This is a genomic window from Nonomuraea antri, assembly GCF_013283785.1.
Taxonomy (GTDB): domain Bacteria; phylum Actinomycetota; class Actinomycetes; order Streptosporangiales; family Streptosporangiaceae; genus Nonomuraea; species Nonomuraea antri.
The window spans coordinates 24,896-37,283 of record NZ_JABCPZ010000096.1; the positions used below are offsets into that span (position 1 = coordinate 24,896).

At 70.6% G+C, this 12,388-nt stretch carries 9 protein-coding genes; 7 read left to right on the forward strand and 2 right to left on the reverse strand.

Features of this window, described 5'->3' with window-relative positions:
* Positions 1-3 precede the first annotated feature (3 nt).
* Both HII36_RS28245 and HII36_RS28250 read right to left on the reverse strand, forming a co-directional pair.
* Positions 4-1,161, reverse strand: coding sequence for a branched-chain amino acid ABC transporter permease (locus tag HII36_RS28245; RefSeq protein ID WP_328807932.1), 1,158 nt, complete (start codon positions 1,159-1,161; stop codon positions 4-6).
* Positions 1,162-1,726: 565 nt separating this feature from the next.
* Entirely contained in the window at positions 1,727-2,098 is a 372-nt protein-coding gene (locus tag HII36_RS28250; RefSeq protein WP_173526306.1) for a PaaI family thioesterase, read from the reverse strand.
* 104 nt (positions 2,099-2,202) lie between these two features.
* Between HII36_RS28250 and polA the strand changes: the two genes are divergently transcribed.
* The 7 genes from polA (at position 2,203) to coaE (ending at position 12,267) form a co-directional block, all read left to right on the forward strand.
* The gene (gene polA / locus HII36_RS28255) at positions 2,203-4,893 is read left to right on the forward strand and encodes a DNA polymerase I (protein WP_173526297.1); all 2,691 of its coding nucleotides are present in this window, start codon (positions 2,203-2,205) and stop codon (positions 4,891-4,893) included.
* 205 nt (positions 4,894-5,098) lie between these two features.
* Positions 5,099-6,199, forward strand: coding sequence for a polysaccharide deacetylase family protein (locus HII36_RS28260; RefSeq protein ID WP_328807933.1), 1,101 nt, complete (start codon positions 5,099-5,101; stop codon positions 6,197-6,199).
* A 190-nt stretch (positions 6,200-6,389) separates the two neighbouring features.
* Positions 6,390-7,874, forward strand: a complete 1,485-nt coding sequence (gene rpsA / locus HII36_RS28265; RefSeq protein ID WP_173526299.1) for a 30S ribosomal protein S1 — start codon at positions 6,390-6,392, stop codon at positions 7,872-7,874.
* A gap of 312 nt (positions 7,875-8,186) precedes the next feature.
* The gene (locus tag HII36_RS28270; protein WP_173526300.1) at positions 8,187-9,317 is read left to right on the forward strand and encodes an epoxide hydrolase family protein; all 1,131 of its coding nucleotides are present in this window, start codon (positions 8,187-8,189) and stop codon (positions 9,315-9,317) included.
* Positions 9,318-9,581: 264 nt separating this feature from the next.
* Positions 9,582-11,060 carry an alpha/beta fold hydrolase gene (locus tag HII36_RS28275; protein WP_173526301.1) on the forward strand — a complete coding sequence of 493 codons (1,479 nt, stop codon included), beginning with the start codon at positions 9,582-9,584 and terminating at the stop codon, positions 11,058-11,060.
* A 15-nt stretch (positions 11,061-11,075) separates the two neighbouring features.
* Positions 11,076-11,531, forward strand: a complete 456-nt coding sequence (locus tag HII36_RS28280; protein WP_173526302.1) for a GNAT family N-acetyltransferase — start codon at positions 11,076-11,078, stop codon at positions 11,529-11,531.
* 133 nt (positions 11,532-11,664) lie between these two features.
* Positions 11,665-12,267, forward strand: coding sequence for a dephospho-CoA kinase (gene coaE / locus HII36_RS28285; RefSeq protein WP_173526303.1), 603 nt, complete (start codon positions 11,665-11,667; stop codon positions 12,265-12,267).
* The last annotated feature ends 121 nt before the right edge of the window (positions 12,268-12,388 follow it).

Here is a 12,388-nt window from a genome sequence, read left to right on the forward strand (position 1 = left end):
CCCTCAGCCGATCCGCTCGCGGCGGCCCAGGATGCCCTGCGGCCTGAAGAGCAACACGACGATCAAAACGCCCAGCGCGCCCACGCTCTTGAGCTCTGGCGGCACCCACAGCGTGGAGACCTGGATGAACAGGCCGACCACCAGCGAGCCGACCAGCGCGCCGAACGCGGTGCCGAGCCCGCCGAGCGTGACGCCGGCGAAGATGAGCAGCAGGATGTCCTGGCCCATCGTGTACTTCAGGCTCTGCGACATGCCGAGCATGACACCGGCCAGCGCGGCGATGGCGCCGCCGACGGCCCACACGATGCGGATGACCCGGTCCACGTTGATGCCGGAGGAGGCGGCGAGCGCCGGGTTGTCGGAGATGGCGCGGGCGGCCTTGCCGGTGCGGGTGCGCAGCAGCGCGATGCCGACCACGACCAGGACCAGGAGCTCGACGCCCATCGCGACGAAGTTCTTCGGAGCCGCGGAGATGGGGCCGACCTGGATGCCCGCCTGCGCGGTGTACTGGGCGAACGACTCGTTCTGGCCGCCGAACAGGATCAGGAAGATGTAGCGCATGAACAGCGCGAGACCGATCGAGATGATCATCATGGCGATGATGCCGGTGCCGCGCTTGCGCAGCTTGCCCCAGAAGAATCGGTCTTGCCCGTATCCGAGTACGCCGGCCACCGCCACCGCGAGTATCGCGGCCGGGATGAGGTGCAGCTCGAACCCGAAGGTCCCGGTGTTGAACCAGAAGGCCAGGATGGCGCCCAGCGTGACCAGCTCACCGTGGGCGAAGTTGGTCAGGCCGGTGGTGCCGTAGATCAGCGACAGGCCGAGCGCGGCCAGCGCGATGATCAGGCCCAGGTTCAGGCCCTCGAAGGTGAGCTGGGCCGCCCGGTCCCAGAAGCTGGTTCCCGCCTCTTCCTGCGGCGCCGCTCCGGGCGCGGCCTTGGGCTGCAGGGCGAAGAGCACCGTGGAGGGGTTGCCCTCGTAGACCACCGGGGTGCGGACGTTGTTTCCGCCGCGGATCTCCGCGTCGGCCGGCAACGTGCTGACGTCCAGGGTGACCTTGTACTTGCCCGGTTCGTCGACCGGGACCTCCCATGTGCCTTGGGCGTTGGTGGTGACCTCCTGAACGGGTTGTCCGCCCTCGGTGGTCACGACGATTTTCACGCCGTTCACTGGCTGGCCTTGGAGTTTGAGTGTCCCTCTCAAGCTTTGGTCCGCCGCCGCAGATGCGGGGGAGGCCAGCAGGAGAACGAGTCCACCCAGGAAGGCCGTGAACGCGATCACGGCTCTGCGCAATGGTGCTCCCTCAGGTAGGTCAAGGCGGGGTTGTGCCCCTCCATCTCGACACATGGGCATCGCAGGCACAACTGGGATGCTGTTTGCGGGAGCTTATTCCGGCAACGCCCGGTTCAGTATCGTTCGTCACCAATTAGTGACATGTGTGTGTCACTCATGTGAGGAAACAAGACGGCAGGTCAGGGGCTAAATGAGCCGAGACGCCTGGCGGGTCACGGAAAAGAATCGATAACGATCCCCGGAAAAGCATGGACGAGCCCGCGAGGCGGCCTTTGGGGCCATGTAGGGCTTTCCTCGTCCGTATGCGGAAACATCTCCCCATACGCCGGGGGCCTGACACGTTATCTACTGGGCCTCCCCGCGGGCTCTGTTCGGACCACCGTAGCGACCCGCGGGGGCCGTGTGCAAAGGGGGAACCGAAGGAATTAACGGGTCACTTGTCGCGCAGCATGCACGTGAGACGTGAGGTGCAGACCCGTCGTCCCTGCTCATCGGTGATCTCGATGTCGTACGTCGCCAGCGTCCGCCCGCCGTGCAGCCGGGTGGCGACCCCGGTCACGAATCCGGCCGTCGCCGAGCGGTGATGCGTGGCGTTGATCTCGATGCCCACCGCGATCCGCTCGGGCCCCGCGTGGATGGCCGCGGCCACCGAGCCCAGCGTCTCGGCCAGCACCACCGAGGCGCCGCCGTGCAGCAGCCCGTACGGCTGGGTGTTGCCCGCGACGGGCATGCGGCCCACCACCCGCTCCGGACCGGCCTCCAGGAACTCGATGCCCATCCGCTCCGCCAGCGTGCCTGCGTGCATGTCGCCGAGCACCGCGGCGATGGCTGGGTCTGTCTGCGTCAAGGGGATGCCTCCACTCTTCCGAGCTCGGGTTTTCTGTCGGAGATGGAGACTAGGCTGCGTGTGTGCCGAAGAGTGAAGTGACCCCCAGCCGCCCGTGCCTGCTGCTGCTTGACGGGCATTCCCTGGCTTACCGCGCGTTCTACGCGCTGAAAGACGCCAACCTGATGACCACCGACGGTCAGCACACCGAGGCGGTCTACGGGTTCACCTCGATGCTGACCAACATTCTGCGCGACGAGCAGCCGACCCACGTGGCGGTGGCCTTCGACCGGTCGGAGCCGACGTTCCGCCACGAGGAGTACGCCGACTACAAGGCCAACCGCAGCGAGACGCCGGAAGACTTCCGCGGTCAGATGCAGCTCATCTTCGAGCTGCTCGACACGCTGCGCATCCCGCGGCTGTCCAAGGCGGGCTTCGAGGCCGACGACCTGATCGCCACGCTCGCCACCCAGGCGGCGGGCCAGGGCATGAGCGTGCTGATCGTCACCGGCGACCGCGACGCGCTCCAGCTGGTCGACGAACAGGTCACCGTCCTGATGACGCGGCGCGGCATCAGCGACATGACCAGGTTCACGCCCGAGGCCGTCCAGGAGAAATACGGCCTCACCCCCGCTCAATACCCCGACTTCGCGGCCCTGCGCGGCGACCCCAGCGACAACCTGCTGTCCATCCCCAGCGTCGGGGAGAAGACCGCCGCCAAGTGGGTGCGCGAGTTCGGCTCGCTGACCGCCCTGGTCGACCGGGTCGACGAGGTCAAGGGCAAGGTCGGCGACAAGCTGCGCGAGCACGTGGCCCAGGTGCTGATGAACCGCCGGCTGACCCAGCTGCTGCGCGACGTCCCGCTCGAGGTCGAGCTCGGCGCGCTCCAGCAGGGCGCGTGGGAGCGCGAAGAGGTCAACAAGCTGTTCGACACCCTGCAGATCCGCGGCGAGCTGCGCGAGCGCGTGTTCAAGACGCTCGGCACCGGCGAGCAGGAGCCCGACCAGGGCTTCGAGGTCGAGACCGTCATCCTCGGCCCCGACCGGGTGGCCGGCTGGCTGTCGGCGATGCCCGCGGGCCGGGCCGGGCTGGCGTTCAAGGGCGCCTACGGCAGCGGCACCGGCCGCATCGACGGCATCGCCGTCGCCTCGCCCGACGGCACCGCCGCGCACATCGACCCCACCAAGCTCACCGAGGCCGACGAGGCCGCGCTGCGCGCCTGGCTGGCCGACGACGCCAGGCCCAAGGCCGTCCACGACGCCAAGGGCCCGATCCTGGCGCTGTGGGCCCAGGGCCTGGAGCTGCGCGGGCTCACCTGCGACACCGCGCTGGCCGCCTACCTGGCCATGCCGGGCCAGCGCACGTTCGCGCTGGAGGACCTGGCCCGCCGCTACCTGCACCGCGACCTGCGCGCCGAGGAGGAGCAGAGCGGCCAGGGCACGCTGTTCGGCGACGATGAGGACGCCCCGGCCAAGGACCTCGCGCTGCGCGCCCACGCGGTGCGCGAGCTGGCCGAGTCCCTGGAGACCTTCCTGGCCGCCCGCGGCGGCACCCAGCTGCTCACCGACGTGGAGCTGCCGCTGCTGAGCGTGCTGGCCGAGCTGGAGCGGGCCGGCATCGCCGTCGACGGCGAATACTTCGCCGGCCTGGAGGCCGAGTTCGGCGCGGCGGTCAAGCACGCCGTGGAGGAGGCGCACCGGGCCGTCGGCGAGCAGTTCAACCTGGGCTCGCCCAAGCAGCTGCAGGAGATCCTGTTCGTCAAGCTCAACCTGCCGAAGACGAAGAAGATCAAGACCGGCTTCAGCACCGACGCCGACCAGCTCGCCTGGCTCGCCACCCAGACCGAGCACGAGCTGCCGACGATCATGCTGCGCCACCGCGACCAGCAGAAGCTGCGCACCACGGTCGAGGGCCTGATCAAGGAGATCGGCGACGACGGCCGCATCCACACCACGTTCAACCAGACCATGGCGGCCACCGGCCGGCTGTCGTCGGAGAAGCCCAACCTGCAGAACATCCCGATCCGCACCGCCGAGGGCCGCCGCATCCGGCAGGGCTTCGTCGTCGGCGCGGGCTACGAGACCCTGCTGACGGCCGACTACAGCCAGATCGAGCTGCGCATCATGGCCCACCTGTCGGGCGACGAGTCGCTGATCGCCGCCTTCGAGTCCGGCCACGACTTCCACCAGGCCACCGCGGCCCGCGTGTTCGACCTGCCGCCCGAGCAGATCGACGGCGAGCTGCGCGCCCGCATCAAGGCCATGAACTACGGCCTGGCCTACGGGCTGTCCGACTTCGGGCTGTCCGGGCAGCTCAACATCCCGGTGTCGGAGGCGCGGGCGCTGAAGGAGGAATACTTCACCGAGTTCGGCGGCGTCCGCGACTTCCTGCAGGCCATCGTCCAGCAGGCGCGCACCGACGGCTACACCGAGACCATCATGGGCCGCCGCCGCTACCTGCCCGACCTCACCAGCGACAACCGCCAGCGCCGCGAGATGGCCGAGCGGATGGCGCTCAACGCCCCCATCCAGGGCTCGGCCGCCGACATCATCAAGGTCGCCATGCTCAACGTCCGCCAGGCGATCGGCGAGGAGGGCCTGGCCTCGCGGATGTTGCTGCAGGTCCACGACGAACTCGTGTTCGAGGTGGCGCCGGGCGAGCTGGAGGCGCTCAAGCAGCTCGTGTGCGACCAGATGAACGCCGCCTACCACCTGCGGGTCCCGCTGGAGGTCTCGGTCGGCGTCGGCCGTACCTGGGAGGACGCCGGGCACTGACCCGCGTGACCCCGTCCCGCCGCGCCCTCGGTGCGGCGGGACCGTCATGCCCGGAGGTTTACCCGCCGGCACCCGGGCAGGCATGACCAGAGCTTTACCGAAACATGATGAAGTAGGCGGCTCGCCCCGACGGCGCGGTCCTGCCGTCATACGGGTGGTTCTGGACTACCCTGTGGGTACTTTCCCTGAGTTGGCCGGGAGTTTTGTGCGGACGAAAGCGCCCCTCACGCGGATCATCGGCGCCGCGAACGTGGTGGTGGTGACAGTGGCGATCATCGGGCTCATCCTCCTGCCGTCCGCCGGGCCGCAGCCCGCGACCACGGCGGCGAAGAAGAGCGAGCAGCCCGCGGCGCCGGGGGAGCAGGCCAGGCCGCAGGCCACCGGAGAGCCGCCCGGCGTGGTGGCCACCCCCGAGTTCGCCAGGCAGGTCAAGGCCAACGAGCTCGGCCTGGTGCCGATCCTGATGTACCACCGGATCCTGCCCAAGCGGCTGGCCTCCATCGACCGCACGCCGGCCCAGCTCAGGAAGGAGCTGGAGACGCTGGCCAGGCAGGGGTACGTGCCGGTCACCGCGCGCGAGTACGCCACCGGCCAGATCGGGATCCCGGCCGGCAAGTCGCCCGTCGTGCTGACCTTCGACGACGGCCACTCCAGCCACTTCGCGCTCGACGCCGCGGGCAACCCCAAGCCCGACACCGCGGTCGGCGTGATCATGGACGTGGCCCGGCGACACCCCGGGTTCAGGCCCGTGGCGACGATGTGGGTCAATCATTACCCGTTCGGGCTGCGCGACAGGAAGGCCCAGACGGCGGCCGTGCGCTGGCTGCTCGACCACGGCTTCGAGGTGGCCAACCACACCTGGGGCCACCCGAACCTGCGCTGGCTGAAGACCAAGAAGGTGCGCGAGCAGATCGTCCGGCTGGAGCGGATGCTGGCGAAGCTCGGGGCCGGCCCCGCCAAGACCCTGGCCCTGCCGTACGGCGTGCCGCCGCGTTCGCGCAAGGCGGCGCTGAAGGGCTCCTGGGACGGGACGCGCTATGATTTCGCGGGCGTGTTCCTGGCCGGGGCCGAGCCGTCGCTTTCGCCCTACGCGAAAAAATTCGACCGCGGGGCGATCCAGCGGATCCAGAGCAACGGCAAGCAGGGCGAGTGCCGCAAGTGGTGCTCGCAGTACTGGCTGGAATGGCTGCGCAAGCACCCTGGTGAGCGCTACGTCTCCGACGGCGACCCCGAGCGGATCTCCATCCCGGGGAAACTGCGGGGTAATATCGACCCCAAGCGGAGACCCCAGGTCAACGCCTACTGATGCCTCCCCGGATTGACCCCGTGGCGATGGTCTCATATGCTGATCGCTGCGCTGTGGGCTCGCGCGCGCCTCAGACGGAGCGGGCTCGCGCTCGGTCACGTCGATGTCGTAATTCCTCGGCTTGATGCGGAAGAGGGCCTGCCGCGCATCGCCACATCGACATCTGTCCGCGTTCGGAGCAATTCCACACATGACGTCCAGCACTGAGGCCACCTCGAGCACCCCGCAGGTAGCGGTCAACGACATCGGGTCCGAGGAAGCCTTCCTCGCCGCGATCGACGAGACCATCAAGTACTTCAACGACGGCGACATCGTCGAGGGCACCGTCGTCAAGGTCGATCGAGACGAGGTTCTTCTCGACATCGGCTACAAGACCGAGGGTGTCATCCCCTCGCGCGAGCTTTCGATCAAGCACGATGTCGACCCTGCTGACGTCGTGGAAGTCGGCGAGCACGTCGAGGCCCTGGTTCTCCAGAAGGAGGACAAGGAGGGCCGCCTGATCCTGTCCAAGAAGCGTGCTCAGTACGAGCGCGCCTGGGGCACGATCGAGAAGATCAAGGACGAGGACGGCATCGTCACCGGCACCGTCATCGAGGTCGTCAAGGGTGGTCTCATCCTCGACATCGGCCTCCGTGGCTTCCTCCCGGCGTCCCTGGTCGAGATGCGCCGCGTCCGCGACCTGCAGCCGTACGTCGGCCGCGAGCTCGAGGCGAAGATCATCGAGCTCGACAAGAACCGCAACAACGTGGTCCTCTCGCGCCGTGCCTGGCTCGAGCAGACCCAGTCCGAGGTTCGCCAGACGTTCCTCAACACCCTCCAGAAGGGCCAGGTCCGCAAGGGCGTCGTGTCCTCGATCGTCAACTTCGGTGCCTTCGTGGACCTGGGTGGCGTCGACGGTCTGGTCCACGTGTCCGAGCTGTCCTGGAAGCACATCGACCACCCGTCCGAGGTCGTCGAGGTCGGCCAGGAGGTCACGGTCGAGGTCCTCGACGTCGACATGGAGCGCGAGCGCGTCTCCCTGTCGCTCAAGGCCACGCAGGAAGACCCGTGGCAGCAGTTCGCCCGCACCCACCAGATCGGCCAGGTCGTGCCGGGCCGCGTCACCAAGCTGGTGCCGTTCGGCGCGTTCGTCCGGGTCGAGGAGGGCATCGAGGGCCTGGTCCACATCTCCGAGCTGGCCGAGCGCCACGTGGAGATTCCGGAGCAGGTCGTCCAGGTCGGCGACGAGATCTTCGTGAAGATCATCGACATCGACCTCGACCGTCGCCGCATCAGCCTCTCGCTGAAGCAGGCCAACGAGGGCGTCGGCGCCGAGGTCGAGTTCGACCCGACGCTGTACGGCATGGCGGCCACCTACGACGACCAGGGCAACTACATCTACCCCGAGGGCTTCGACCCGGAGACGGGCGAGTGGCTCGAGGGCTTCGACAAGCAGCGCGAGGAGTGGGAGCGGCAGTACGCCGAGGCCCAGCAGCGCTTCGAGGCTCACCGGAAGCAGATCGAGGAGGCTCGCAAGGCCGAGGCCGAGGCGGGCGAGGCTGCTCCCTCGTCCTACAGCGGCGAGACGCAGGCCCCCTCGGGCAGCTCCTCGTCGTCGGCTCCGGCCAGCGGCGCCCTCGCCTCCGACGAGGCTCTCGCGGCTCTGCGCGAGAAGCTCGCCGGCGGTCAGAGCTGAAGCTCGGCTGGTAGTTCGACCGGTCAGTAGTAACGAGAAGCCCCGCACGGGAAACCGTGCGGGGCTTCTCGCGTTCCCGGCGCCGGCCGGGACACCCGAACCGGTCAGAAGCGCGGGTCCGCGGTGGCGCGGGTCGGTGTTGGCGGTGGCGTCCGCGATCAACCGGTGTGCGTCGGCGGAGGTGGTATGGCGCGTGTCGCGTCCGCTGGGACCGGGGGCACTGCGGTGTGCTCCTCGGACGTCCGTGAAAAACCTCGGCGTTCGAGGGATTGCGGAAGCGATCGTTCCGCATTGCTGCCTAGGGTTTCTCACATGAACGAGATCAAGCCCTTCCGCATCGACATCCCCCAGACCGACCTCGACGACCTGCGCGAGCGGCTGCGGCGCACCAGGTGGGCGCGGGCGTTGCCGGGCGGGTGGGATCGCGGCGTGCCCGTCGACTACCTGCGCGAGCTCGCCGAGTACTGGGCCGAGAAGTTCGACTGGCGGGCGCAGGAGGCCAGGCTCAACGCCTTCCCGCAGTTCACCACCGAGATCGACGGCCAGACGATCCACTTCCTGCACGCCCGCTCGCCCGAGCCGCACGCCGTGCCGTTGATCATCACGCACAGCTGGCCGAACTCGGTCGTCGAGCTGCTGAACGTCATCGGGCCGCTGAGCGACCCCCGCGCGCACGGGCTCGACCCTGACCTCGCCTTTCACGTCGTGGCGCCGTCGCTGCCCGGGTTCGCGTTCTCGCCGTTCCCCGAGCCGGCCGATGAGCGGCCGTGGAGCGTCGAGCGGGTGGCGGGCACCTGGGCCACGTTGATGGCCCGCCTGGGCTACGAGCGCTACGGCGCGCAGGGCAACGACGCCGGCGCGCTGGTGACGCAGCAACTGGCCGCACTGGACGCCGAGCACGTCGTCGGCGCCGTCATCACCGGCGGGCTCGGCATCCCCAAGGGCGAGCCGGGCGAGCTCGACGGGTTCAGCGAGGACGAGCTCGCCACGCTGGCCGAGCTGACCGCCTGGACCACCGGCGGCAGCGGCTACGGCCCCTACCTGGCGGCCAGGCCGCAGACCCTGGCGTACGGGTTCGCCGACTCGCCGGTGGCGCAGCTCGCCTACCTGGTGGAGCGGTTCAAGGAGTTCGACGGGTGGCAGCAGGCCGTCGAGCTCGATCGTGACCTGGTGCTCGCCAACGCCAGCCTGTACTGGCTGACCGGGACCGGTGGGTCGTCGTCGTGGACGTACTACGAAGGCGCCGCGGGGATGCCGATCGACCAGGACGTGGTGCCGTCCGGGGCGACGCACGGCGGGCCCGAGGTGTTCCGGCGCATCGCCGCCAGGAAGAACGACCTCAGGTACTGGGGCGACGCGCACAGCCCGAGCCACATGGTGGCCATGGCGGTGCCGGAGTCGCTGGTGGCGGGCGTGCGGGCGTTCTTCCGCGCGCTGGCCTGACGTCCGGACGGGGAACGGCCGGTCGGGGACGGCTGGCCGGAAACGGCGGGTCGGGAACAGCCAGACCGGAAACGGCCGAGTGGGAACGGTCGGTTCGCGAGATTTTACTCAGCGTCATCGCGAACCCTCCCGCCCCCGGTGCCCCGCGCTGACAGACTTGCCTGCGCCGCATGGCAGGAAGGCCGGGCAGTGCAGGGCCCGGCCGCCGATCATCGGAGGGCGACGCGGGTGGGCACGGTCACACGGAGTACCTGGACGATCGCCGTGACGGCCCTCGTGCTGGCCGCCACGGCCCCGACCCCTTCCTGGTCCTCCACCCGGGGCGACCGGCAGGTCACTGTGGCGGCCACGTCCCAGGCGGTGCCCGCGCCGGGCCTGCTCTGGCGCGACTGCGGCGACCGGCTGCAGTGCTCGCGGCTGAGCGTGCCCGTCGACTGGCGGCGCCCCCGCGGCCCCCGTACCGGCGTGGACGTGGCCAGGATGCCCGCTCAGCACCCCGGCCGCCGCATCGGGACCCTGGTGGCCAACCTGGGCTCAGGCTCCTCCATCCAGGCCGTGCGCGCCCAGCCCGACCTGGTGGGCGAGCTGACCAGATGGTTCGACGTCGTGATCATGGACGGGCGCGGGCTCGGCGACCGGGGCAGCCCCGTCCTGGTGGGCTGCGCCCAGGCGGCCCCCGACCCGGCGCGGCCGCAACTCGCGCCCGGGCGCGCCGCCTGGCGCCGCCACGCCCGCGACAACGCGGCCTACGACAGGAGCTGCCGCACCGCCGCCGGGACCGCGTTCGCGGGGCTCACGTCCCGGCAGAGCGCCCACGACCTCGACGCCGTACGATCCGCGCTCGGCGAACCCCGCCTGCGCTACTTCGGCAACTCCTACGGCGCGGTGTACGGCCAGGCGTACCTGGAGCTGTTCCCCGCCCGGGTGCACCGGATGTACCTGGAAGGCGTGCCCGACCACACCGAGCCCGACCTGGGACGCCGGCTGCTGACCCGGGCCGTGGCCGTCGAACGCCAGTTCACCCGCTTCCGCGACTGGTGCACCCGCACGCTCGGCTGCCCGCTGGGCGACCAGGACGCCGTCGAGGTGTTCGACCGGCTGCGCCGGCGCACCCCGCTGTCGGCAGGTCCAGGACGGGGTGTGAGCGGGCGCGGCCTGGCCGTGGCCGTCGCCGCCGGGCTGAACCAGCCGAAATGGCCACAGCTCGCCCGGGCGCTGGCCCAGGCCAGGGAGGGTGACGCCAAGGGGCTGGCCGCCCTGGCCGGACCGGAGCCCGTCACGCCGCCGGGGACGGTGGAACGGGTCACGTACTGCCACGACTTCCTGCCGGACGTCCCGGCCTACCGGCAGCTCACGGCCATCGAGGCGCGGCTGCGGCAGTCGGCGCCGCGCGTGGGCTGGACCGCGGGACGCCAGGTGATCGCCCAGTGCGCCGGCGTCGCCCCTGGACCGGTCTGGCGGCCGCACGTGCCCGTGATCGGCCAGGTGCCGCCGGTGCTGATCGGCATCGGGCAGCTCGACCTCGACACCCCCGCCGCGGGCGCCGCGCACGCGGCCGGGCGCGTCCCCGGCGCGGCCGTCCTGTGGCACGGCGACGGCCACGACGCCTACCTGCGGCAGGGCACCGGCCGGCTGCGCGCCACCTGCCTGCGCACCCGCGTGCACGACTACCTGGTGAACGGCATGCTGCCCGCCCCAGGCACGACCTGCCGAGGCGAACTCGGCGCCGGGATGGGCCGATGAAGTAAGGTGCCGCACGTGCAGATCGAACGGGCGGTGGCGGCGGACGCGGGCGAGATCCTCACCCTGCAGCGGGCGGCGTACGTGAGCGAGGCCCAGCTCTACGGCGACCCGTACATCCCGCCCCTGGTGGAGTCGCTGGAGCAGGTGCGCAAGGCGATCGAGACGTCCATGGTGCTCAAGGCCGCCGACCAGGGCCGGGTGGTCGCGGCGGTGCGCGGGCAGCTGGCCGGGGCCACGTGCCTGGTCGGCAGGCTCGTCGTGGCGCCCGACCGGCAGGGCCAGGGCCTGGGCACCGCGCTGCTGACCGCCCTGCACGAGCACGTGCCGCAGGCGACGGCGTTCGACCTGTTCACCGGGCACCTGTCCGACGGCAACCTGCGGCTGTACCGGCGGCTCGGCTACCGCGAGACGCGCAGGGAGCGCATGGACGACCACCTGACGCTGATCCACCTGCGCAGGTCCACGGCCTGATCCCCGGCTGACCCTGGGCCGCCCCCGCGCCGCCACCGCGCCGCCACCGCGCCGCCACCGGGCCGCCCCCGCGCCGATCCCGCGCCGATCCCGGGCTGATCCGGGCCGCCCCCGGGGCCGATAGGCTTTGCCGGTGCTGAAGATTGGGCTCACCGGCGGCATCGGGTCGGGCAAGAGCGAGGTGTCCAAGCGGCTGTCGGCCATGGGCGCGGTCGTGATCGACGCCGACAAGATCGCGCGTGAGGTGGTCGAACCCGGCACGCCCGGGCTGGCCCGGGTGGTGGCCGCGTTCGGCGAGGAGGTGCTGCGCCCCGACGGCTCGCTCAACCGGGAGAAGCTCGGCTCGATCGTCTTCGCCGACTCCGAGCGGCTGGCCGCGCTCAACGCGATCGTGCACCCGCTGGTGGGCGAGCGCGTGGCGGCCCTGCAGAGCCAGGCCCCCGACGACGCCATCCTGGTCTACGACGTGCCGCTGCTGGTGGAGAACAAGCTGGCCCCCATGTACGACGTGGTCATCGTGGTCGACGCCGCCGACGACGTGCGCATCGCCCGCCTGGCCGAGCACCGGGGCATGCCGGCCGACGACGCCAGGGCCCGCATCGCCGCCCAGGCGGGCCGTGCGGAGCGGCTGGCGGCGGCCGACATCGTGATCGTCAACGAGGGGCCGCTGGCGGAGCTGGACGATCGGGTGACCGAGGTCTGGGCCGACCTGACCCGCCGCGCCGCCCGCGGCTGACGACCCCTACCGGGAGAGGCCCGCACCCGGGCGGATGACGGGCTTCCCGGTCGCCCGGCCGGGCTGCTTCGGCCGCGAGTGCTTGTCGGGCGGCGAGACCGCGTCCTCGCCGGGAATGCTC